19 protein-coding genes are annotated in these 23,169 nt (G+C 73.3%); 9 read left to right on the top strand and 10 right to left on the bottom strand.

The features are described from left to right. Positions 1-139: 139 nt before the first annotated feature. From ABEB00_RS22710 to ABEB00_RS22700, 3 genes are read right to left on the bottom strand one after another with little or no spacing between them, the layout of a single operon-like run. Positions 140-1,306 (bottom strand): VWA domain-containing protein, encoded by a 1,167-nt coding sequence (locus ABEB00_RS22710; RefSeq protein ID WP_345621886.1) that lies wholly within the window; start codon positions 1,304-1,306, stop codon positions 140-142. Further along, positions 1,303-3,858: a DUF5682 family protein gene (locus tag ABEB00_RS22705; protein ID WP_425586553.1), complete on the bottom strand. Its 2,556-nt coding sequence runs from the start codon at positions 3,856-3,858 to the stop codon at positions 1,303-1,305. Before ABEB00_RS22705 ends, ABEB00_RS22710 begins: the two co-directional genes overlap by 4 nt. Positions 3,859-3,890: 32 nt before the next feature. Then, positions 3,891-5,057 carry an ATP-binding protein gene (locus ABEB00_RS22700; RefSeq protein ID WP_345621884.1) on the bottom strand — a complete coding sequence of 389 codons (1,167 nt, stop codon included), beginning with the start codon at positions 5,055-5,057 and terminating at the stop codon, positions 3,891-3,893. A gap of 133 nt (positions 5,058-5,190) precedes the next feature. On the opposite strand from ABEB00_RS22700, the gene ABEB00_RS22695 reads away from it, so the two are divergent. Both ABEB00_RS22695 and ABEB00_RS22690 read left to right on the top strand, forming a co-directional pair. Beyond that, positions 5,191-6,660 carry an SWIM zinc finger family protein gene (locus tag ABEB00_RS22695; RefSeq protein ID WP_345621883.1) on the top strand — a complete coding sequence of 490 codons (1,470 nt, stop codon included), beginning with the start codon at positions 5,191-5,193 and terminating at the stop codon, positions 6,658-6,660. Between the two features lie 92 nt (positions 6,661-6,752). After that, positions 6,753-8,510: a DUF5691 domain-containing protein gene (locus ABEB00_RS22690; protein WP_345621882.1), complete on the top strand. Its 1,758-nt coding sequence runs from the start codon at positions 6,753-6,755 to the stop codon at positions 8,508-8,510. Here the strand turns inward: ABEB00_RS22690 and icmB are convergent. Then, positions 8,437-8,853 (bottom strand): coenzyme B12-dependent isobutyryl CoA mutase small subunit, encoded by a 417-nt coding sequence (icmB, locus tag ABEB00_RS22685; RefSeq protein WP_345621881.1) that lies wholly within the window; start codon positions 8,851-8,853, stop codon positions 8,437-8,439. The two genes, ABEB00_RS22690 and icmB, sit on opposite strands and share 74 nt — an antisense overlap. Before the next feature lie 222 nt (positions 8,854-9,075). On the opposite strand from icmB, the gene ABEB00_RS22680 reads away from it, so the two are divergent. Together ABEB00_RS22680 and ABEB00_RS22675 are read left to right on the top strand one after the other, a co-directional pair. Next, on the top strand, positions 9,076-10,029 hold the full coding sequence (locus ABEB00_RS22680; protein WP_345621880.1) for an esterase/lipase family protein: 954 nt from the start codon (positions 9,076-9,078) through the stop codon (positions 10,027-10,029). Positions 10,030-10,273: 244 nt separating this feature from the next. Beyond that, on the top strand, positions 10,274-11,893 hold the full coding sequence (locus ABEB00_RS22675; protein ID WP_345621879.1) for a M23 family metallopeptidase: 1,620 nt from the start codon (positions 10,274-10,276) through the stop codon (positions 11,891-11,893). 78 nt (positions 11,894-11,971) lie between these two features. Here ABEB00_RS22675 and pcrA read toward each other — a convergent pair whose 3' ends face one another. Continuing rightward, positions 11,972-14,509 carry a DNA helicase PcrA gene (gene pcrA / locus ABEB00_RS22670; protein WP_345621878.1) on the bottom strand — a complete coding sequence of 846 codons (2,538 nt, stop codon included), beginning with the start codon at positions 14,507-14,509 and terminating at the stop codon, positions 11,972-11,974. Between the two features lie 477 nt (positions 14,510-14,986). Here pcrA and ABEB00_RS22665 point away from each other — a divergent pair, with 477 nt between their 5' ends. Both ABEB00_RS22665 and ABEB00_RS22660 read left to right on the top strand, forming a co-directional pair. Then, positions 14,987-16,174 (top strand): C40 family peptidase, encoded by a 1,188-nt coding sequence (locus ABEB00_RS22665; RefSeq protein WP_345621876.1) that lies wholly within the window; start codon positions 14,987-14,989, stop codon positions 16,172-16,174. 26 nt (positions 16,175-16,200) lie between these two features. Continuing rightward, on the top strand, positions 16,201-17,217 hold the full coding sequence (locus tag ABEB00_RS22660; protein WP_345621875.1) for a tellurite resistance/C4-dicarboxylate transporter family protein: 1,017 nt from the start codon (positions 16,201-16,203) through the stop codon (positions 17,215-17,217). Positions 17,218-17,265: 48 nt separating this feature from the next. Here ABEB00_RS22660 and ABEB00_RS22655 read toward each other — a convergent pair whose 3' ends face one another. Further along, positions 17,266-17,466: a DUF397 domain-containing protein gene (locus ABEB00_RS22655; RefSeq protein WP_345621873.1), complete on the bottom strand. Its 201-nt coding sequence runs from the start codon at positions 17,464-17,466 to the stop codon at positions 17,266-17,268. Next, entirely contained in the window at positions 17,463-18,284 is an 822-nt protein-coding gene (locus tag ABEB00_RS22650) for a helix-turn-helix domain-containing protein (RefSeq protein ID WP_345621872.1), read from the bottom strand. Before ABEB00_RS22650 ends, ABEB00_RS22655 begins: the two co-directional genes overlap by 4 nt. 133 nt (positions 18,285-18,417) lie before the next feature. Between ABEB00_RS22650 and ABEB00_RS22645 the strand changes: the two genes are divergently transcribed. Continuing rightward, a complete protein-coding gene (locus ABEB00_RS22645) occupies positions 18,418-18,855 on the top strand; it encodes an ATP-binding protein (RefSeq protein ID WP_345621871.1) in 438 nt (145 codons plus the stop codon). Here the strand turns inward: ABEB00_RS22645 and ABEB00_RS22640 are convergent. After that, positions 18,833-19,531, bottom strand: a complete 699-nt coding sequence (locus tag ABEB00_RS22640; protein ID WP_345621869.1) for a LuxR C-terminal-related transcriptional regulator — start codon at positions 19,529-19,531, stop codon at positions 18,833-18,835. The two genes, ABEB00_RS22645 and ABEB00_RS22640, sit on opposite strands and share 23 nt — an antisense overlap. After that, positions 19,528-20,820, bottom strand: a complete 1,293-nt coding sequence (locus ABEB00_RS22635; protein ID WP_345621868.1) for an ATP-binding protein — start codon at positions 20,818-20,820, stop codon at positions 19,528-19,530. The genes ABEB00_RS22640 and ABEB00_RS22635 overlap by 4 nt, the downstream gene beginning before the upstream one ends. Before the next feature lie 167 nt (positions 20,821-20,987). Here ABEB00_RS22635 and ABEB00_RS22630 point away from each other — a divergent pair, with 167 nt between their 5' ends. Continuing rightward, positions 20,988-22,334, top strand: a complete 1,347-nt coding sequence (locus ABEB00_RS22630) for a PspC domain-containing protein (RefSeq protein ID WP_345621867.1) — start codon at positions 20,988-20,990, stop codon at positions 22,332-22,334. Then, entirely contained in the window at positions 22,321-22,551 is a 231-nt protein-coding gene (locus tag ABEB00_RS22625) for a hypothetical protein (protein WP_345621866.1), read from the top strand. The genes ABEB00_RS22630 and ABEB00_RS22625 overlap by 14 nt, the downstream gene beginning before the upstream one ends. Here the strand turns inward: ABEB00_RS22625 and ABEB00_RS22620 are convergent. Further along, a complete protein-coding gene (locus ABEB00_RS22620) occupies positions 22,542-23,075 on the bottom strand; it encodes a DoxX family protein (RefSeq protein WP_345621865.1) in 534 nt (177 codons plus the stop codon). The two genes, ABEB00_RS22625 and ABEB00_RS22620, sit on opposite strands and share 10 nt — an antisense overlap. Positions 23,076-23,169: the final 94 nt, after the last annotated feature.

The raw sequence follows: 23,169 nt of genomic DNA, 5'->3' as shown, positions 1-23,169 counted from the left end.
GAAGGAGGGCGCGTCCAGGCCGAGCGGAGCGCACCGCACCGCCGACCAGCGTCGATATTCGCACGGACATGCGTGGGTTGCGCAAGACCCTCGTTACTCATGAGTACCCATGTCCCTTTTGGCGAGGCGTGACAGGAAGTCAAGCTGTGTCCGGTATCGGCAGCGGCCGTTTCTCGATCGCCGCCGCCATCACCTCCGGGAACAGGTCCGGCGTGCAGGCGAAGGCGGGTGCGCCCAGCGCGGCGAGCGCCGCCGCGTGCTCCCGGTCGTAGGCGGGCGCCCCCTCGTCGGAGAGGGCCAGCAGGGTCACGAACCGCACCCCCGACGCCTTCATCGCCGCCACCCGCTTGAGCATCTCGTTCCGTATCCCCCCTTCGTAGAGGTCGCTGATCAGCACGACCACCGTCTCGGCGGGCCGGGTGATCTGCGACTGGCAGTAGGCGAGCGCGCGGTTGATGTCCGTGCCGCCACCGAGCCGCGTGCCGAACAGCACGTCGACCGGGTCGTCCAGTTGGTCGGTGAGGTCGGTGACGGCCGTGTCGAAGACGACGAGCCGGGTGCTGATCGACCGCATGGAGGCCAGCACCGCCCCGAACACCGACGCGTACACCACCGAGGCCGCCATCGACCCGGACTGGTCGATGCAGAGGACGACCTCTTTCCGCATCGACTGCGACGCCCGCCCGTAGCCGATCAGCCGTTCCGGGACGACGGTCCGGTACTCCGGCAGGTAGTGCTTGAGGTTGGCCGCGACGGTGCGGTTCCAGTCGATGTCGTGGTGGCGGGGCCGGTGCACGCGGGCGCTGCGGTCCAGGGCGCCGGTGAGGGTGGCCCGGGTGCGGGTGGCGAGCCGCTTCTCCAGGTCCTGGACGACCTTGCGCACGACGGCCCGGGCGGTCTCCTTCGTCGTCTCGGGCATCGCCTTGTTGAGGGAGAGCAGCGTGCCGACCAGGTGCACGTCGGCCTCCACCGCCGCCAGCATCTCAGGCTCCAGCAGAAGTGTGGAGAGCCCGAGCCGGTCGATGGCGTCCCGCTGCATCACCTGGACGACGGAGGACGGGAAGTACGTCCGGATGTCGCCCAGCCAGCGGGCGACCGAGGGCGCCGACGCCCCGAGGCCCGCCGAACGGTCCCGTCCCTTCTGCGGCCGGTCGCCCTTGCCGTAGAGCGCGGTGAGTGTCCCGTCCATCCCCACGTCCCGTCCGGCGAGCGCGCATCCGGTGCCGTCGGCGGTGTCGCCGCCGAGCACCAGCCGCCATCTGCGCAGTCGCTCCGCCGCCGCCCGGTCGGTCTGCTCGGTCGTCATCTCCGCACCCCCACGAGGTCGCTGTCGTCGGTCCCGTCGTGCTCGCGCCGGTCCGCGCCGGCCCCGTCGCCGCCCGTGGCGCGAAGGGTCCCCCCGTCCCCGTCCCTGTCCCCGCCTCCGTCCCCGTCCCCGTCCCCGTCCAGGCCGAGCAGCAGCCGCACCACCGGCACCACGGCGTCGGCCCGTGCGGTGTCCGGCTCGGCGGCGAACCCGGGCAGGCCGAGCGCGGTGGCGGTCCCGGCGGCGCCCCGCGGGCCGGGTCCGCGCCGGACCAGTTCGCCGAGGGTGCGCCGCACGCCCGGTTCGTACGCCGAGAACGTGCGCCGCAGCAACGGCAGTACGTCAGTGAACGCCGCCGCCGGTACGCCGGTCAGCCAGGCGTCGACCAGGCCGAGCAGCCGCTCGTCGTGGACGAGGAGCATCCCGCCTCCGGCGCCGCCGCCGACGAAGCCCTCGATCCAGGCGGCGGCGTCCCCCGGTGGCGTCCCCGGGGAGAGCGCCAGCCCCATGAGCCGGGCGGTCTCCTCCGGTGGCAGGTCCCCGTCGTCCAGCAGGAGCCGCACGGCCCGGCCGCGGAGGACACCGGGCACGGTGTCCCGCGCGGCGAGCACCCGGAGCACCCGGAGCCAGCGGTGGCGCAGTTCGCCGTGGCCCGGGGCCGGGTCGTCGCCCAGCAGACCCACCGCGCCGTGGACCGCGTCCACCTGGCGCCGCATCTCCTCGGCCGCGTCCGCGTCCAGGGCGGTACACGCCGGGGGCAGGCCGACGAAGACCCGTTCGGCGAGGCCCGCCGCGACCTCGGCGAGCGCGCCGGTGTCCGTCCCGCGTACGTCGCCGTAGCGCAGCGAGCGGACCAGGGCAGGCAGGGCCTGCGCGAGGTGGCCGACGTCCGTGTCGAGCGCCGCCCGGTCGGCCAGGACGCGCATCACCACGGGCAGCGCGGCGGGCAGTTCGGCCAGCAGGCAGCGTTCCGCGAGCGCGGTGACGTCGGCGAGCGAGCGTGCGGTGCCGGCGTCCGCCTCGGCCTTGGCGGTCGCGGCGCCCAGCACGGTGGTGCCCCACACCCCGGCCTCGGCGACCCGTACGAAGAGTTCCGGTTCCCAGCGCAACCGCCAGGTCTCCCGGAACGTGCCCGTGCTGCCGCGCGACGCGGCGGGTTCGCCCCAGCCGACGCCGAGCAGCCGCAGCCGGTGCAGGAGTCTGCCGCGCCCGGCGTCGGTCTCCTTGCGCAGGTCGAGTTCCAGCTCCCGTTCGAGCGCCTCCGGCCTGAGCCGCAACCGGCGCTGGATCCGCGCCAGGTCCCGCTGCAACGGCACCGCGGGTGCCTCCTCGGGCACCTCCCCCAGCACGTCCCCGACGACCAGCCGGTCGTGCACCAGCCCCAGCGGTACGTCCGACCCCTCACACATCACCGCGCGCACGGCGTCGGTCGTCTCGCTCAGGCCCGGCAGTGGCCGTCCGCGCATCGCGGCGAGCGTCTCGGCCAGCCGTACCGCCTCGATGACGTGTGCCGGGGAGACGATCCGGTCCTCCTCCCGCAGCAGACCCGCCACCTTGGTCAGCCACCGCTCGACCGGCCGGTCCGGTACGCCGAAGAGATGGCCGTACCAGCCCGGCGAGTCGATGCCCGCGCCGTATCCGCTGCTCCGGGCGAGCCTGCGATGGGTCCACGGCACCCAGGTCAGGTCCGCCTTGACCTTGGGCAGTCCCTTCAGCAGCGCCCGGTCGGCGGCGACCGCGGCCCCGCGGCGCAGGGCGGGAACGTGCCAGGCCCCGCACACCACGGCCACACCGGAGCCGAACTCGCGCCGCGCGGCCCGGAGCCGGAGCCGCATGTACGCCTCCCGCACCAGGTCCCGGTCGCGCCCGGAGCCCTCGTCGGTGTCCTCGCGCAGCGCCCCCATCGCCTCCTCCAGCGCGGCGAACGGGGCGAGCGGGTCCTCCCCGGCACCCCGGTGCTCGACGACGTCCTCCCACCAGCGCTCGGGGTCGTCGTACCCGGCCGCCGCCGCGAGCACGGCGAGCGGATCGGTCCGCACGTCGGGAAGACCCGCCGGCCGACCCGCACCCGGGTCCGCAGGGGTCCCCAGGTCACCCGGTGCGCCCTGCTCCCCCTGTTCCCTCGGCTCCCCCTGTTCCCTCGGCTCCCCCTGTTCCCTAGGCTCCCCCTGCTCCCTCGGCTCCCCCGACTTCCCCTTCTCCCCCGTCTCCTCCTGCTCCGGGGGTTCCTCCCCGGGCGCCCGCCAGGCCAGCGTGTGGGTGGCGGGCAGGTCGATGAAGCGGGCCGGGACGCCGTGGTCCAGGGCCCAGCGCAGGGCGACCCACTCCGGGGAGAACTCCGCCAGCGGCCAGAAGGCCGAGCGGCCCGGCTCGTCCACGGCGTGGGCGAGCAGCGCGACCGGTGGCCGCATCTCCTCGCGCCCGGCCAGCGGGATCAGGACGTCGGCCTCGGGCGGCCCCTCGATCAGCACCACCTCCGGCCGGCACGCCTGCAACGCCGCCCGGACCGCCCGCGCCGACCCCGGCCCGTGATGGCGCACGCCGAGCAGCACCGGTTCCGCCGGGGCCGCCGCCGGGCCGCCGCTCACGCGCTCACCTCCCGGCAGGCCCGGTAGAAGTCCTTCCAGCCGTCGCGCTCGCGCACCACCGTCTCCAGGTACTCCTGCCAGATGACCCGGTCGGCCGCCGGGTCCCGGACGACGGCGCCGAGGATGCCCGCCGCGACGTCGCCGGACCGCAGCACGCCGTCGCCGAAGTGGGCGGCGAGCGCCAGGCCGTTGGTCAGGACGGAGATGGCCTCGGCCGTCGACAACGTGCCGCTCGGCGACTTCAGCTTCGTCCGCCCGTCGGCGGTCACCCCGTCGCGCAGTTCCCGGAAGACGGTCACGACGCGGCGGATCTCGGCGATCCCGTCGGGCACGGCCGGCAGGTCCAGGGAGCGGCCGATCTGGTCGACGCGGCGCGAGACGATGTCGACCTCGTCCTCGGCGCTGGCCGGCAGCGGCAGCACCACGGTGTTGAAGCGGCGGCGCAGGGCGCTGGACAGCTCGTTGACCCCCCGGTCCCGGTCGTTGGCCGTGGCGATCAGGTTGAACCCGCGGACCGCCTGCACCTCCTGCCCCAGCTCCGGTATCGGCAGCGTCTTCTCCGACAGGATGGTGATGAGGCTGTCCTGCACATCGGCGGGGACCCGGGTCAGTTCCTCGACCCGCGCGGTCCTCCCCTCGGCCATGGCCCGCATCACCGGGCTCGGCACCAGGGCGTCCCGGCTGGGTCCGTGGGCGAGCAGCCGGGCGTAGTTCCAGCCGTAGCGGATGGCCTCCTCGGGGGTGCCGGCCGTGCCCTGCACCAGCAGGGTCGAGTCGCCGCTGACCGCCGCGGCCAGGTGCTCGGACACCCAGGTCTTCGCGGTGCCGGGCACGCCCAGCAGAAGCAGGGCGCGGTCGGTGGCCAGCGTGGTCACGGCGACCTCGACGATGCGGCGCGGGCCCACGTACTTCGGTGTGATCACGGTGCCGTCCGGCAGGGTGCCGCCGAGCAGATACGTGGCGACGGCCCAGGGGGACAGCTTCCAGCGGGCCGGACGCGGGCGGTCGTCCCGCGCGGCCAGCGAGGCGAGTTCGGCGGCGAAGGCGTGCTCGGCGTGCGGACGGAGCACCTCCGCCGGGCCCTGCGGGTCCGCGCCGCCGCGCACGGGCACGGGCCCGTTCCGGCTCGGGTCGACGAACGTCGGTTCTGCGGATACGGACATGGCTTGAGTCCCCCTCCAGCTCGGCCGGTTCGGATCTGTCGTCAACGGTGCACCACCCCACTGACAATCGCGCTTACCTGCACGAATGCCGGCGTGAGGGCCGTTGTCAGTGGGTGGACCTACCTTCGATGACATGACTCAGCAGGGGGAGCGCTGGACGGTGGAGCAGGTGCTGGTGCTGGCGCCTGACGCGGCGTCACGCAGAGCGGGGAGCAGACTCGGCACGGCGGGGCCGTGGTCGGAGGCGGGCTGTTCCGACGAGGGGGCGGTGTGGGGACTGGCCAAGGGCAGCGGCAGCAGGCCGTACCGGACGGTCGTGGACCTCGCGGACGCGGCGGGGCCCGCGTACGGGTGCAGTTGTCCCAGCCGGAAGTTCCCGTGCAAGCACGCGCTGGGGCTGCTGCTGCTCTGGACGGGCGGCGCCACGACGGTGCCCCGGGCCGGGGCGCCGGACTGGGCGGAGCAGTGGCTGACGACGCGGCGCCGGAAGGGGGCGGAGAAGCGAGCGGCCGCCTCCGCGAGAACCCAGGCGGGTTCCGCGGCGGGTCCCGTGACGGGCTCCACGGCCGGTTCCGACGCCGGCTCCGAGGCCCGCTCCGAGTCGGCCTCCGGCGCCGGTTGCGACGCGCATTCCGAGTCCGGTTCGGGTTCCGTCGGTCCGGAGGCGGCGCGGCGGCGGGCTCAGCGGCGGGCCGAGCGGATCACGGCGGGGGCGACGGAGCTGGAACAGCGCCTGGCCGACCTGCTGCGGAGCGGTCTGGCGGGGGCGGAACAGGCCGGGTACGAGCTGTGGGAGGAGACGGCGGCCCGCATGGTCGACGCGCAGGCGCCGGGCCTCGCGGCGCGGGTGCGGGAGTTGGGTGCCGTGCCGGCGTCCGGTCCGGGCTGGCCGGTGCGGCTCCTGGAGGAGTGCGCGCTTCTCCACCTGCTGGACCAGGGCTGGCTGCACCGGGACCGACTGCCGGACGGCCTGGCCGCGACGGTCCGCTCCAGGGTGGGACTGTCCGCCTCGCCGGACGGTCCGGCCGTCCGCGACCGCTGGCTGGTCCTCGCTCAGTACGACCTGACGGACGCTCGCCTGACGACCCGTCGGATGTGGCTGCACGGTGCCGACTCGGACCGCACCGTGCTGCTCCTCTCCTATGGCGCCGCCGGCCGCGCTCCCGAGCTGGCGCTGCCGGTGGGCCGGGCGCTGGACGCGGAGGTGTCCGCCTATCCGGGGGCCGGGCAGTACCGGGCGGCCCTGGGCGAGCGGTACGGCGCCCCCGAGCCGACGCCGGCCCGGCCGCCCGGGACGACCACGGTCCGGGCGGCCGCCCGCTACGGCGACGCCCTGCGCGACGACCCGTGGCTGGAGTCCGTCCCGGTGACCCTGGACCGGGTCGTCCCGGTGCCGGACGGGGACGAGTGGCAGTTGGCGGACGCCGACGGCGACACGGCACTGCCGCTCACCGCCGCCGCACGCGACCGGCCGGGACTGTGGCGCCTGGTCGCCCTCTCCGGTGGCACGCCCGTCAAGGTCTTCGGCGAGTGCGGCCACCGGGGATTCACCCCCCTGACGGCCTGGCCGACCGGACCGGGCGCCGCCGTCCCCCTGTGCTGACGGTCACCCCCTCCCTACCCCCTCTCATCCCCCCGAGCCCCCAGAGCCCCGGAGCCCCCCGCACGCCCGCCCACGGAACCGAAAGGACACGTATGCCCAGGACACCCGGTCCCGCGACTCCAGCGACTTCCGCGACTCCAGTGACTTCCGCGACTTCCGCGGCTTCCGCGGCTTCCGCGACCGCGGCGCCCGGCTGGGAGGATCTGGTCACCTCGGCCCTGCTCGGCACCGAGCGGCGCACTCCCCCGGGCTGCGCGCCCGGCCGGGACGCCCCGGCGGCCCTGCTGGACGCGGCGGCCGTGGAGACCGTACGCCGCAGGGCGGGGCTGCGACCCGCGCGTTCGGCGGAGCGCCTCGCGCCCGCTCCCGACGATCACCGCCCCGCGCTCCCGCAGGCCGCCGCCCGCAGGCTGGCGATGCTGCTCACCGACCGGCCCGGCAGCGGGAGCGGGGGCCGCCGGGGCACGACCCCCGACCTGATGGAACTGCTCCCCCAGTGGCTGGCGGCGGCGAACGACCGCGGCTTCGCCGCTCCCCCTCCGTCGCTGCCCGCCCTCCTCGACGCGGCGCGCGGCCGTACCGACCTGCGTCCCGCGGCCCTGACCTTCGCCGGACCGCGCGCCCTGTGGCTGGCCCGGCTCAATCCGGACTGGCGGTTCGCCCTGCGCGCGGCGCCGGGCGGGGACGCCTCGCTGCCGCGCCCCGAGGACACCGAACGGGTCCGCGAGCTGTGGCAGGAGGGGCTGTTCGCCGAGCGGGTCGCGCTGCTGGCGTCCCTGCGGGCCCGCGACCCCGCCGAGGCGCGGGAACTGCTCGCCGGCACCTGGGCGACCGAGCGGGCCGAGGACCGGCTGATGTTCCTCGACTCGCTGCGCACCGGCCTGGCGGCGGCGGACGAACCGTTCCTGGAGGAGGCGCTGGCCGACCGCAGCCGGAACGTACGGTCCACGGCGGCGGAGCTGCTCTCCGCGCTCCCGGGGTCGGCACTCGCGGGCCGGATGGCGGCCAGGGCCCTGACCTGCGTCTGGGTCGAGGGCATCCGAACCTCGGCGGCGATCACCGTGGAGGCACCGCACGAGTGCGACGCCGCCATGGAGCGCGACGGCGTGATACCCAAACCACCCACCGGCCGGGGCGAAAGGTCCTGGTGGTTCGGCCAGTTGCTGGAGGCCACGCCGCTCGGCGCCTGGAGCGGCCGCCTCGGCGGGCGGACCCCCGAGGAGAGCGTCGCCCTCCCGGTGACCGACGACTGGCAGAGCGAGTTGCACGCCGCCTGGTGCCGGGCGGCCGTACGCCAGCGGGACGCCGCCTGGGCGCGGGCACTCCTCGGCACACCCACCGCGCCCGAGGCCGGGGGTCCCGGCGCGGTCTCCCTGGCCGAGCGGGCCAAGCTGCTCGGCATCCTGGGGGCCGGTGAACGGGCCGAGTGGGTCGCCGGGTTCATCGCCACGCACGGTCTGTCCGAGGCGTTCCAGCTTCTGGGGGTGTGCGCGATCCCGTGGGCCGCGCCGCTCGGGAGGGCGGTGGTGGACGCGCTGAACATCGCGCGGGACGCCGGCAACTACCCCTGGAGCTTCAGCGGGGTCATGGGCCTGGCCGAGCGCTGCCTCGATCCCGGGGAGGCGGGCCGGCTCGACGGTCTCCTCGCGATCCCGGACGAGTCGGAGGACGCCGCGCCGGGCGCCGGCGGGTACTGGGCGGAGGCGTTCCAGCGCCTGGTCAGCACGTTGCGTCTGCGTGCGGCGATGGCCGAGGAACTGGGACCGGCCGTCCCGGTCACGCCCCGGCCGGCTGCCGCGCGTTCTCCCGTACCCACTCCACGATCGACGTCGTCGTCGCCCCCGGCGTGAAGATCTCCGCGACACCCTTCTCCTTCAGCGGCGGGATGTCCGCCTCGGGGATGATCCCGCCGCCGAAGACCAGGATGTCCGCCGCGTCCCGCTCCCGCAGGAGGTCGAGCACGGCGGCGAAGAGGGTGTTGTGCGCCCCCGAGAGGATGGACAGGCCGATCGCGTCGGCGTCCTCCTGGATCGCGGTGCCGACGATCTGCTCCGGAGTCTGGTGGAGGCCGGTGTAGATGACCTCCATACCGGCGTCGCGCAGCGCCCGCGCGATCACCTTGGCCCCGCGGTCATGGCCGTCGAGTCCCGGCTTGGCCACCACCACGCGGATCGGACCGGCTGCCACACCCATCACTGCCTCCATGTGAACGAACGTTATCTCCAGCATCCCGCAACCGGCGGTTTCGCGGCCAGAACCGAGGGGGAAATCACAGAGCGGGACCCCTTCGTCGCGCAGCGTCTGCGAGCACCGGCTGCGGGCCGGAGACGGGCCCGGCGGCATCCGTGTCGCGGCTCCCCATGAGGGCACTCGGGCAACAGAGGCGTTCTTCCGCGTGCCGACGGGAGGTCGGCCATGAAGGTCACTTGGGCAGCGCCGCCCTTTCTTCCACTCCGCCTGGGCTTGGACCTGCACCTGGACGTGAAGCTGGATCTGGACCTGGAGCTGCTGAAGGCCACCGCTCTGGACGTCGCCATCCTCGCGGGCCACGCCCTTCTCTACCCCTCGGGCATCGTCCAGGAACGCCTGACCGCCGCCCCGACACCGCAGGCACCCGCCCCGACACCGCAGGCACTCCCCCTTCCCGACCCAGACCCGGATTCCGAGGCCGCCCCCGCCCCCGGCCCCCGCCCAGGCCCGGATCTCCGCCCCGGTCACACTCCGGTCGTCCTGCTGCACGGCTTCATCGACAACCGCTCGGTCTTCGTCCTCCTGCGCCGCAGCCTGGCCCAGCACGGCAGGCGGCAGGTCGTCCCGCTCAACTTCTCGCCGCTGACCCGCGACATCCGTAGGGCGGCCGAGCTGCTGGGCAGGCGCGTGGAGGAGATCTGCGAGCGCACCGGCAGCCGGCGGGTCGACATCGTCGGGCACAGCCTCGGCGGTCTGATCGCGCGGTACTACGCGCAGCGCCTCGGGGGCGACCTGCGCGTCCGGACGCTGGTGACCCTGGGCACGCCGCATGCCGGCACCCGCGTGCTGCCGCTGGCCGACGCGCATCCGGTCATGCGCCAGATGCGCCCCGGCTCGGCGGTGATCGAGGAACTGTCCCGGCCGGCGCCCAACTGCCGTACGCGGTTCGTGAGTTTCTGGAGCGATCTCGACCGGGCCATGGACCCGCTGGAGACTGCGCGCCTGGACCATCCGGACCTGGCGGCGCGGAACGTCCGGGTGAGCGGCGTCGGCCATCTCGCCCTGCCACTGCATCCGGCCGTGGCCACCGGAATCCGGCAGGCCCTCGACGCGCCCGACCCCGCGCCCGACCCCGCGCCGGACTCCGACGTGGGCCCCGCCGGTCTCACAGTCGCCTGAAAGCAGATCCACAGCCGACCGCCCGGGAGGGGAAAGCGGGGGAAAAGCTGTCTGACGAGTTCCGGTTAATTCGAACGCGTATCGAACACAAAGCCAAACTCGCGTCCATCGACCGCCGAATCACGGCCGATTGCCCGTTTCCTGCGCGAGCGAAACCCACGGAAGATTGTCGTGCCCGCATACCGCCGGGTACAGTCGCCGCACTGCTCTGGCAGCCCCTGTTGTCGAGGCGAAAGAGAAGTTGGTGAACGACCGTCACCCGTCGGGGACCATGACCACCCCGGCTTCGGCATCCGACGCCGACGCGGCGCATTACGCGTCGTACGGCACCCAGGAAGCCGCGTACGGCGACTTCATCACGCACAACGGCTACGACACCACCGGATATTCCTCGCCTTCGTCCACCGGCGGTTCCTTCGCGGCGGACCCCCTCTTCGGCAGCCTTCCCGGACAGAACACGGGGGCGTACGACGCCCAGGCCGCCGCCGCCTTCGACACCACCGGTTCGTCGCACGCCACCGGCGCGTACGACGACACGACAGGCGGGTACGACACCGCCCCGTGGGCGACCGGCGCCCACCAGACCCTCAACTACGACGGGTACGCGGCCCAGCACCACGCCGCCTACGACACGGGGTCCTACGACACCACCGCCTGGACCGACGGCCGGCAGCCGTTCCCCACCGTGCCGGCGCAGGCGGACGGCCCCGAGACGAGCGGCCAGTGGGACAGCGGCACTTGGCTCCAGCCCGAGCAGTCCGGTTCCGGCCAACCCGCCGATCCGACCCAGCAGTGGAACTGGTCCACGCAGACCTTCGACACGGGGACCTTCGACACGGGGGCCTTCGACGCCACCGAGTGGAATTCCGACGGCGCGCCGGAAGCCGAGCCGGCGCAGGCCACGTCACCGCAGGACCCCGCCCCCTGGGCGACCGAGAACGAACCGCCGGACACGGCCCCTTGGGCGACCGGTGACGAACCGCACGAGGAACTGACCGGCACCGGTGAACTCCCCGCCGTCGGTCACCTCCTGGAGGAGCAGGAGGAGAGCACCGCGTTCGTCGCGGACGCGGGCACGGGTCCGGTCCCGGCGCCCACCCGGCGCTCCGGCTCCCGCGGCGCGAACCGTTCCCGCCGCCGCCCGCCCGCCAGGCGCTCCGCGCTGCTGACCATCGCCGTGCCCTCGGCCTGCGTCATGGGCGTGGCCGGTATCGCCGCCGCCTCCGTCGGCACCCTGGGCGGCGAGGACGGCCAGGAGACCCAGGCTTCGGCGCCGGACGTGCAGCCGGTGAAACCGTCCGCCGCCAACAGCAAGCTCGACACCCAGCTCGCGAGTCTCTCCGCCGGGGCCGACGACTTCGCCGACCGGGCCAGCCGGACCCAGGAGCGCATCGACCTCAAGGCGGAGCAGGACGCGGAGAAGAAGCGCGCGGCGGAGGAGGCGGCCCGCAAGGAGCGGCTGCGTCCGAAGTTCTCCCTGCCGGTCGCGCAGCACGGGCTCAGCGCCTACTACGGCCAGGCCGGCGTCAACTGGATGTCGTCCCACTCCGGCATCGACTTCCCCGTCTCGTACGGCGCGACGGTGATGGCCGCGACCGACGGCACGGTCCGCACACAGTTCAACGTCGCGTACGGGAACATGATGATCGTGACGGCGAAGGACGGCACGGAGACCTGGTACTGCCACCTCTCCACGTACCGGGTGCCCCCGGGTTCGACCGTCAAAGCCGGCGATCCGATCGCGTACTCCGGGGACTCGGGCAACTCGACCGGCCCGCACCTGCACTTCGAGGTCCGCCCGGCCGGCGGCTCGGCCATCGACCCGCTGCCGTGGCTGCGCAGCCACGGCCTCGACCCGACGTAGTAAGCCCCCGCCCCCGACGCGGCAGACCCGTCCGGGGCCCCTGTCATCAGGCCCCGGAGTCGAGTCGGGTCAGCGCACTCAGAGCTTCTCCACCGGCGCGTACCGCAGAAGCAGCCGCTTCGGCTTGGCCTCACCGAAGTCGATCGTCGCCTCGGCGTTGCCGCCGGTGCCCTTCACCCCGACGACCGTGCCCAGGCCGAACTGGTCGTGCGTGACCCGGTCGCCGACCGCCAGCGACACCGTCGGCTTCTCGCCGGAGCGGCGGGTCGCGAAGCCGGACCCGCCCGAGGCCGAGGAACGGGACCGGGACGACGACAGCGACGCGGCCACCCCGGAGACCGGCCCGGCCGGGGCCGACGCGCTCGACCCGGTCCGCTTCCACTCCAGATGGGCGGGCGGGATCTCCTCCAGGAAACGGGACGGCGGGTTGTACGACGGCTGGCCCCAGGCGCTGCGCAGCGTGGACCGCGTCAGATACAGCCGCTCGCGCGCGCGCGTGATCCCGACGTACGCGAGGCGCCGCTCCTCCTCCAGTTCCTTGGCCTGGCCGAGGGCGCGCATGTGCGGGAAGACGCCGTCCTCCATGCCGGTCAGGAAGACGACCGGGAACTCCAGGCCCTTGGCGGTGTGCAGGGTCATCAGGGTGACGACGCCGTCGCCGTCCTCCTCGTCCGGGATCTGGTCGGAGTCGGCGACCAGGGCGACCCGTTCCAGGAAGTCGGCCAGCGTCCCCGCCTGCTCGCCCTCCGCCTCGGCCCGCTCCTGCTCGAACTCCAGGGCGACGGCGGCGAGTTCCTGGAGGTTCTCGACGCGGGTCTCGTCCTGCGGGTCGGTGGACGCCTGCAACTCGGCGAGGTACCCGGTCCGTTCGAGGATGGCCTCCAGCACGGTGGCCGGTCCGGCGCCGGACTCCACGACCGTACGGAGATCCTCCATCAGCGTGTTGAAGCGTTTGACGGCGTTGGTGGAGCGCGCGGCCATGCCGTACGCCTCGTCCACCCGCCGCAGCGCCTGCGGGAAGCTGATCTTCTCCCGCTGGGAGAGCGCGTCGATCATCGCCTCGGCGCGGTCGCCGATGCCCCGCTTGGGGACGTTGAGGATGCGGCGCAGCGGCACCGAGTCCTCGGGGTTGGCGAGCACCCGCAGGTAGGCCAGGACGTCCCGGACCTCCTTGCGCTCGTAGAAGCGGACGCCGCCGACGACCTTGTAGGGCAGGCCGACGCGGATGAAGATCTCCTCGAAGACACGGGACTGGGCGTTGGTGCGGTAGAAGACCGCGACGTCACCGGCCTTGGCCTCGCCCGCGTCCGTGAGGCGGTCGATCTCCTCGGCGACGAACTGGGCCTCGTCGTGCTCGGTGTCGGCGACGTACCCGGTGATCCGCGAGCCGGCGCCCTGGTTGGTCCAGAGGTTCTTGGGGCGACGGGACTCGTTGCGCTCGATCACCGCGTTGGCGGCGGTGAGGATGGTCTGCGTGGAGCGGTAGTTCTGCTCCAGCAGGATCGTGGTCGCGTCCGGGTAGTCCTCCTCGAACTGGAGGATGTTGCGGATGGTCGCGCCGCGGAAGGCGTAGATCGACTGGTCGGCGTCACCGACGACGCACAGCTCGGCGGGCGGCACCTCGGCCTCGCCCCCGGCCTCGCCCCCGGCCTCCGAAGGCACGTCGACCGGCTGCGCGGCGGAGTGCCCGGCGGAGTGCCCGGCGGAGGTACCGACCAGTTCGCGCACCAGGCTGTACTGGGCGTGGTTGGTGTCCTGGTACTCGTCGACCAGGACGTGCCGGAAGCGGCGGTGGTAGTGCTCGGCGACGTCGGGGAAGGCGCGGAGCAGGTTGACCGTCGTCATGATCAGGTCGTCGAAGTCGAGAGCGTTGGCCTCGCGCAGCCGCGACTGGTACAGGGCGTACGCCTGGGCGACCGTCTTCTCGAAGCCGTCGGTCGCCTGCGCGCTGAAGTCCTCCTCGTCGATCAGCTCGTTCTTCAGGTTGCTGATCTTGGCGCTGAAGGACTTGGGCGGGAAGCGCTTGGGGTCCAGGTCCAGGTCGCGGCAGACGAGCGCCATCAGGCGCTTGGAGTCGGCGGCGTCGTAGATCGAGAACGACGAGGTGAAGCCGAGCCGCTTGGACTCCCGGCGCAGGATGCGCACGCACGCGCTGTGGAACGTCATGACCCACATGGCGTTGGCGCGCGGGCCGACGAGCCGCTCGACGCGCTCCTTCATCTCGCCCGCGGCCTTGTTGGTGAAGGTGATCGCGAGGATCTGGCCGGGGTGGGCGCCGCGCTGGGCGAGCAGGTGGGCGATGCGGTGGGTGAGCACCCGGGTCTTGCCGGAACCGGCTCCGGCCACGATGAGCAGCGGGGAACCGGCGTGCACGACGGCGGCCCGCTGGTTCTCGTTGAGCCCGTCCAGCAGGGCCGCGGGGTCGGTGACCGGGCGCGGGGCGCCGTCCCGGTAGTACGCCTCCCGGTCCGGCGGCGCGTCGAACCTCCCGGCGAACAGGCCGTCCGGGACCGGCTCCGGACCGTGCTCGTCCTCGGGTGGCGGCGGAGGCTCCTCCTCGTGGCCGCGGGGGGCCTGGAGGTTCGCCAGGAAGCTGTCGTCAAAGAGGCTGCTCATCGCTCCCCGAGTCTAGAGCGCCCCACTGACAACCGGACGCCGCCCGGAGAACCCGCCCGCACGCGGCACGTGACCTCCGTCTCCAGCGCGGCCACAACCGCCTCCGCCACGTTCCCGACAGAAACCCTCACGCCCAGTGACACCCCACCACAAGGTCACGAAAATGTATCGGGCATATCACCCGTCAACCTTCACAGGTGGCACACGAGTTGGCTACGGTGCTCCGCAGGCCGCACGACCCCCACCGGCGAACCGTCGCCGGGCCGCGCGGCCTCCGCCGAGTCCGGCGCGTCCGCACGACGCGTGGAGCCGGGGACCCGACCGAGATCTGGGGTGAATCGGTTCACAGCCCTGCGGGGCCGCGACCGTAGGGCACACCTTCCGTATTGCCCCCGCCCGAACCCTCCCCCAGAGCCTGAACGGCCTGGGGGGACCCCAGCCAACCCGGCAGGCGGAGCACGGAAGGAGTCGCCAGCCTTGGCGTCGCACCGCAAGTCCCGTCCCGCAGGCACGCGGGTGGCGGGGATACGCACCCCCGTCCTGGCCACGGCCGCCCTCACCTCCGTGGCGCTGCTCTCCCAGACGGCCACCGCCGCCCCCGCCGACGACCGGCCGAGCCTCGAAGAGGTCCAGAAGAAGGTCGACGACCTCTACCGCCAGGCCGGGTCGGCCACCGAGAAGTACAACGCCGCCAAGGAGAAGTCCACCAAGCAGCGCAAGCAGGTCGACACCCTCCTCGACGACGTCGCCACGCGCACCCAGGAGCTGAACGACGCGCGGGAGGAGCTGGGCACCTTCGCCGCCGCCCAGTACCGCACCGGCGCCTCCCTCCCCGACACCGCGACCTTCCTGCTGGCCGACTCCGCGCAGGACTACTTCGACCAGAACCAGCTCATGGACCGGCTCACCGGCCGCCAGAAGCTCGCGGTCGACGACTACGTCACGCGGCAGGCGGAGACGATGGAGAAGCGCCAGGAGGCCACCGAGAGCCTCCAGACGCTCACCGAGTCGCAGAACGACCTGAAGACGGCGAAGGCCACCGTCCAGAAGAAGCTCACCACCGCGCGTGAGCTGCTCTCCGAGCTGACCGCCGAGGAGAAGGCGCGGCTCGCGGCGATCGAGAAGAAGAAGCAGGAGGCGGCCGCCCGCAAGGCCGAGGAACTGGCCCGGCAGCAGGCCGAGGAGCGGGAGCGGGCCGAGCAGGCCGCCCAGGAGAGCGCCCCCGCCGACTCGTCGTCGGACTCGTCCGGAACCGGCACCGGCACCGGCACCGGGTCGGGCTCGTCCACGTCGGACCCCGCGTACGCCACCAAGGCGGAGAAGGTGCTCGCCTTCGCCCGCGCCCAGATCGGCAAGCCGTACGTGTGGGGCGCCACCGGCCCCGACTCCTACGACTGCTCGGGTCTGACCGGGGCCGCCTGGAAGGCCGCGGGGGTGCCGCTGCCGCGCACCACCTATGACCAGGTGAACGCGGGCACGACCGTGTCGATCTCCCAGGCACAACCCGGTGACCTGGTCTTCTTCTACGACGACATCTCTCACGTCGGCATCTACATCGGCAACGGGATGATGATCCACGCGCCGAAGCCGGGCGCGTACGTCCGCGAGGAATCGGTGTACTACGACGGCGAGTCCTCGATCCACAGCGTGGTGCGACCGGCCTGAGGGGCGCCGCTCTCTAGCATCGGCCCATGTCATCCGGCACCGCCCCCGTTCCCGGCGTCCCCGGCCCCGGCGCCGCCCCCGCCTCCTTGCGCGCCTGGTGGGCGCGGCGTCCGCCGGCCGCCGGGGCCGCCGTGATGGCGACCGGCATCGTCTCCGTCGGCCTGCACCTGACCGGCCACGAGACGCTGTCCCGCATCGCCCTGGTCCTGGCCTGCGTGGCCTGGCTGGGGCTGGCGGCGAACTTCGTCCTGCTGCTGGTGCGCGAGCGGGCGCGGTGGGTGGCGCAGGCGGTGACGCCGGGCGCGCTCACCGCGGTCGCGGCGACGACCGTGATCGGCACCCGCTTCGCGCTGCTCGGCCGGCCCACCCCGGCCGAGGCCCTGCTCGCCCTCGCCACACTGCTGTGGCCGGTACTGATCGTGCTGGTCGTACGGCACTGGGGGCGGCGCATGCCGGGGGCGGTGTTCCTGGGCTGCGTGGCCACCGAGGGGCTCGCCGTGCTCGGCGCCACGCTGGCCGCCGCCACCTCCACGGCCTGGCTCGCGCACGCGTCCCTGGTGCCGTTCTGGCTGGGCCTGGTGCTGTACGCCGCCGCCCTGTTCCGTTTCGACCCGGCGCAGGTGGTGCGGGGCGCCGGGGACCACTGGGTGGCGGGCGGCGCGCTCGCCATCTCGGCGCTGGCCGGCGCCAAGCTGCTCGGCGCCGCCGGCTCCGGCATGTACCTGTGGAACCGGGACGACGGCGACGTCCTGCGCACCACCACCGTCGCCCTGCTCACCCTGGACCTCGCCTGGTACGCCGTCCTGCTGATCGCCGAGATCGTCCGCGTCCGGCCCCGTTACGACGTGCGCCGCTGGGCGACGGTCTTCCCGCTCGGCATGACGTCGGCGGCGACACTCTCCGTCGGCGCCGTCCTGGAGGTGTCCTGGCTGGACGGCCTGGGCGAGGTGCTGCTGTGGATCTCGGTGGCCGCCTGGCTCGCGGTGGCCGCGGGTGCGGTGACCTCCGCGCGGCCCGTACCGGAAGGGCGGCGGCCACGGTGACCGTGGGCGACGATGCCGTTCGCGGGGGCGGCGCGGGTGGTGTGAGGGTCAGACGCGGCGGGCGTGGGCGACGAAGGCGCCCCAGACACCGGCCGGCACGACGAGCCGCGGACTCCGCACACCCAGCTTCGAGTCCCGGACATGCGTCAGGGAATCACCGGACTCAGGTCCGGTGCGGGCGACTTCGACGCAGTCGCTGCCTTGGCTGTCGCTGTAGCTCGACTTGACCCATACCAGTCGGTCGCTCATAGCTCGTCCGCCACCTTCCTGAGGAACAGCGCCGACTCCTCGACGCTGAGGGCATGCATGCGGATCATGCCATGTGCCTGGGCCATCCTGCTGACCTTGTCGGCACTGGCATAGAGGGCACTCGTCTCCTGCCCTTCGGCGAAGGCGTAGTAGTCGTGGTCTGCGGTCTCCAGAAGCACGATGGGACCGTTCAGAGCCACCCCGCTCGCCCTCCCGACGGGCAGCACCTGGATCGATACATTGCGAAGTTTCGTCACTGCCAGCATGTGAAGCAACTGCCGGTGCATGACCTCACGGTCCCCCACCATCGTCCGCAACGCCGCTTCGTAGATGACGAAGCTGAAGACGCCGCCGTTCTTGGCCGTCAGCGCCTCCTGTCGTCGCAACCTCGCCGTCACGCGCTCCTCGACGGTCTCATCGTCGAGTGGTGGGCAGCTTTCGCTGATCAGCTCACGCGCGTACTCCTCCGTCTGCAACAGTCCCGGGATCAGCAGCGGCTGGTACGAGTGCACGGCGATGGCGTCCTTCTCGATCGCCACGAACTCCTGCGACCGAGCCGGGAACGGCTCCGGCTTCAAATGCTCATGCGCCGCCGCCAGTTTCCCCTTGGCCGCGCACAATTGGTCCGCCGTCTGCAACAACCGCAGAGTCGGACGTCGCCTCCCGCACTCCATCGACTTCACGTACTCGTAGTCATAGCTGGCCTCCTTCGCCAGTTGCTGACGGCTCACCCCGGCCTCCTCGCGCCACATCTTGATCTGGCTGCCGCAGTACCGCCACGCCTGTTGGGGCTGCTGAGCATCTCCGGAAGTCGCCACGCCCGTCCCACCTCCCACCGACACACCATGTACAGGCACGCTGTGTACCCGAGCCGCTACTCCAGAGGTTAAGCGGCATGCAGCAGCCTGATCCCGACAATCGACTGAGAACCACACCCAAGGACCGAAGCACATGCCGACCACCGCCGCCCCGAAGGACATCGAGTGGCGCCTGCCGCGTCACGCCCGCAGCGTCGGCCGGGCGCGTACGTTCCTTCGGGAGCAGGCCGCTTCGTGGAAGGTGCCGGACGAGGTGGCGGAGACGGCGGTGCTGCTCCTCAGCGAGCTGATGACGAACGCGTACCGCCATGCGAAGGTCTCCCCGGGCCGGGAGATCTGGGCCCGGTGCGCGCTGACCGACGACCGCCTGCGCGTGTGGGTGACGGACGCGGACGGCACGCTGCCGGCGACCCGGCACGCGGCGCCGGACGACGAGTCGGGCCGGGGCCTGGCGCTGGTGGCCGTGCTGGCGGACGACTGGGGTGCGGCGCTCCGGGAGAAGGGCGTCGGCAAGACGGTCTGGTTCGAACTCCGCCTGCCGGACGGGGTCAGACCAGCCGCCGTGCCGTAGCCCACCGGGTCAGCTCGTGGCGGTTGGAGAGCTGGAGTTTGCGCAGTACGGCCGAGACGTGGGACTCGACCGTCTTCACGGAGATGAAGAGCTGTTTGGCGATCTCCTTGTAGGCGTAGCCGCGGGCGATGAGGCGCAGTACTTCGCGTTCGCGCTGGGTGAGGCGGTCGAGGTCCTCGTCGACCGGTGGGGCGTCGGTGGAGGCGAAGGCGTCCAGGACGAAGCCGGCCAGGCGGGGGGAGAAGACGGCGTCGCCCTCCTGGACCTGGAAGATGGAGTCGACCAGGTCGGCTCCGGTGATCGTCTTGGTGACGTAGCCGCGGGCGCCGCCGCGGATCACGCCGATCACGTCCTCCGCGGCGTCCGAGACGGAGAGGGCGAGGAAGCGTACGGGCTGTTCCGCGTCGGCCATCAGCGGGGCGCAGCGGCGCAGGACCTCGACGCCGCCGCCGCCGGGGAGGTGGACGTCGAGGAGGACCACCTCGGGGCGGGTCGCGGTGATGACCGTGACGGCCTGGTCGACGTCGGCGGCCTCGCCGACCACCTCGACGCCGGTCTCCTCGGTCCGGCCGATCTCGGCCTGGACGCCCGTACGGAACATGCGGTGGTCGTCGACGAGGACGACCCGCGCGTGCCGTCCGGCCGTCGCGCTCGTCTCGGTCGTCGGTTCGCTCATGACGTGTTCTCCGCCCTCTCCATCTCCAGTTCGACCTCGGTGCCGCCATCCGGCACGGCACGCAGCCGTGCCGTACCGCCGTGCCGTTCCATGCGGCCGATGATCGATTCTCTGACACCCATCCGGTCGGCGGGTATCGAGTCGAGGTCGAAGCCGGGCCCGCGGTCACGGACGGACACGAAGACCGTCCGGCCCTCGACTTCGGCGTAGACCTGTACGGCGCCGCCCTCGCCACCGTACTTGGCGGCGTTCACCATGGCCTCGCGCGCGGCCTGCATCTGCGCGGACGTCTTCTCGTCGAGCGGGCAGTCGCCCACGACGACGACTTCGAGGGGGACGCCGTGCTTGTCCTCGACCTCGGCGGCGTTGCGCTTGACGGCCTCGGCGAGGGTGGCGGGCTCGTCGTCCTCGTCCTTGCCGTTGCCCTCGGGCCGGTAGAGCCAGGCGCGCAGGTCGCGTTCCTGGGCGCGGGCCAGGCGGCGCACCTCGCCCGGCTGTTCGGCGTTGCGCTGGATCAGGGTCAGGGTGTGCAGCACCGAGTCGTGTACGTGCGCGGCGACCTCGGCGCGCTCCTGGGCGCGGATGCGCATCAGGCGTTCCTCGGACAGGTCCTGCGTCATCCGGACGAGGTAGGGCCCGGCCAGCAGCGTGATGCCGACCAGGACGGCGAGGGCGGCCTGGAGCACCGAGCCGAGGTGGGCGGCGGAGCCCTGGAGCACGAAGATGGCGGAGACCCCGGCGGTCACCAGCAGCACGCCGGCTCCGGTGCGCAGGAGTGTGACCGTACGGCGGTTGCGGCCGACCTCGGCCCAGCGGGCCCGGCGGGCGTTGTCCGCCTGGCGCCACACCAGGGCGACACCGGCGCCGACCAGCACGGTCGGCCAGAGGTAGGCGCGCGCGCCGCCGCCGAGGTTGACGTTGCCGACGAAGACCATGGCGACGACGACCATGAGGAGCAGGGCGACGATCTGGCCCTTGTCGGGTCTGCGGGCGACCAGTCTGCGCCGGCCGTCCGGCGCGGTCTCGGCGCCGACCAGGGGGGACGGCCGCGGGGTGTCGACGCCGCCGACGCCGAGCGGGACGAAGAACCAGAACGCGGCGTACAGCAGCGCGCCGAGGCCGTCCGCCATGAACAGGCCGACGAAGACCAGCCGCACCCAGACCACGGGCAGCCCGAGGTGCCCGGCGAGGCCCCGCGCCACTCCGCCGAGCCAGCGTCCGTCGCTGCTGCGGTAGAGCTTGCGCGGCGGCCGGGGTTCGGCGACGGGCACTGTTGCGGCTTCCGGCATGTCACCGATGGTCACACGGCGGCCCCGCACCGGGCATCAGGGTCGGCCCGGAGACTTCCCTGATCTCGGACGGCCGCGCTCCCCCGGGGCCGCCCGGCGCCGATATCAGGGTCGGACCAGGGTCGTCCCGCCTGCCGCCGGGCACCCGCGGCCGTCACCATGGACCCATGACAGAACACGACCCCGCCGCGGCGGGCCCGGCCCCCGGCGCCGGTGGCGGGGCGGCGGCCCCGGACGGTGTCGGGCCGCCCCCCGTGTTCCGCCGCGACCGGCGGCACAAGGTGCTCGCCGGGGTGTGTGCCGGGCTGGGGCGGCAGTGGGACATGGACCCGGTGATCTTCCGGATCACGCTGGCCGTGCTCTCCGCGACCGGCGGCCTCGGCCTGATCTTCTACGGTTTCGCCTGGCTGTTCGTCGCGGCCGACGACGAGGACGAGAACGAGGTGCGCAAGCTGCTCACCGGCCGCGTCGACGGGCAGGCGCTGGCGGCCGTGCTCTTCGCCCTGGTCGGCTGCGGGGTCTTCCTCACCCTGATGAACAACGGCGACGTGCTGACCTTCGCCGTCGTCCTCTCCCTGCTGCTCGCGGGCGCGGCGTACTGGTCGCGCCGGCGCGGCGCGGCCGATCCCGACCCCCTCGCCGCCCAGGCGGCGGCGGACGCGCCGCCGGAGGCGCAGGCACCGCCGGCGGCGCACGGCCACCCCTCCTGGTGGCGCGACCCGATCGTCAAGGACGGCTCCCACGTCGGCGGCACGGGATACCTGTGGGGACCGCGCGACTCCCCCGACCGGGGCCTCGCGGCGGGCGCCGCCGCCGACCGGGGCACCCGCACGAGCACGGGCGCGGGCGCGGGCCGCCGCCCCGGGACACCACCTCCGCGCGGCCCCCGCCGGATCGGCGGCCTGGTCTTCCTGCTCGCGCTCGTCGCCGGTGTCCTCGGCACCCGCCTGACCTGGGACCACCACCCGCTGGGCGGCAGCCTGCAGACCGGTCTGTCCTGCGCGCTCGCGGTCTTCGGACTCGGCATCGCGCTCAGCGCCTTCCACGGGCGTACGGGTGCCGGTTCGGTCTTCCTGGCGGTCCTCACGGCCGCGCTGCTGGCCGGCGCCGCGGCCCTGCCCGAGGACGTCGGCACCGACTGGGTACGCACCACCTGGCAGCCCGCCGCGGCGGACCGGGTGGCGAAGCGGTACGAGGTCGGCACCGGCGTCGGCACCCTGGACCTGTCCCGCGTGGCCGTGGGCGCGGGCCGTACGGTCACCACCGAGGCCGAGGCGGGCATCGGCCGGCTCAAGGTCGTCGTCCCGCGCGACGTCACCGTACGGCTGGACATCGAGGTCGGCGTGGGTGACATCCGGCTGCCCGGCGACGACGACAAGGACGTGGACGTGGCACCGGACAGGCACGAGCGGGTGACGCTGCCCCCGGCCGACCGCGGCGGCAGCGGCGGGGTGCTCGACCTCGGCCTGGAGGTCGGCGCGGGACAGGTGGAGGTGGCCCGTGCCACGTCATGAGTTCCAGCCGGGACGGCTCGTCGCCGGCGCCTTCCTGCTCGCGGCGGGCGTCGTCTACGCGGGTGACGCGGACGGCCGGTGGCAGGCCCCCTGGTTCGGGCTGATCCCGCTCGTGGTGGGCGGCCTGTGCCTGGCGGGCGCGGTCGCCACCGTCGCCGGGGCCGCCCGGCGCCGGCGCCGGGCGTCCTCCCCGGGGAACGGCGGCGGCTACCGGTAGCCGCCGGCCCCGCCGCCCCGCCGCCGTCGCCGGGCCCGCAGCCACGCGTCCGCCGACAGCAGTGGGGCCCCGGCCAGCACGAGCGGCAGCCAGGCCATCAGGTAGGGCAGGTCATTGCCGTAGTAGTACGGGTCGGAGGCCCAGCTCACCGTCAGCCACAGGCTGAGCGAGATCAGCGCGCCGCCGAGTGCCGCGAGCCGCGCCAGGAGGCCGATCAGGGTGCCGAGGCCCACGGCCAGTTCCCCGAGGGCGATGGCGTAACCGAAGCCGGTCGGGCTCTTCAGCGCCAGGTCGACCAGGGCGGGCAGGGCCGAGGAGTCCCGGACGGTCCGCATCATGTCCCCGACGGAACCGGCGCCCGAGTCCTTCAGGAAGGCGCTGTCGGTGAGCTTGTCCAGACCGGCGTAGACGAAGGTGACGCCGAGGAAGATCCGCAGCGGGAGGAGTGCGTACCGGGCGACGGCGTCCCGCCGGTCCCGGCCGCCGTCCGGATGGATGGTGTCCGATCGCATGCCATGAGTCATCGCTGTCGCCAGCCGCCTCTCGCCCGCGCGTGCCCAGACCCCCGACAGACCATACGTACGACGGGACGGGCCCGCTCAATCCTCGCCGGACCGT

It is taken from the genome of Streptomyces ziwulingensis, assembly GCF_039542605.1.
Taxonomy (GTDB): domain Bacteria; phylum Actinomycetota; class Actinomycetes; order Streptomycetales; family Streptomycetaceae; genus Streptomyces; species Streptomyces ziwulingensis.
This window is presented reverse-complemented; position numbering and strand designations above follow the sequence as displayed.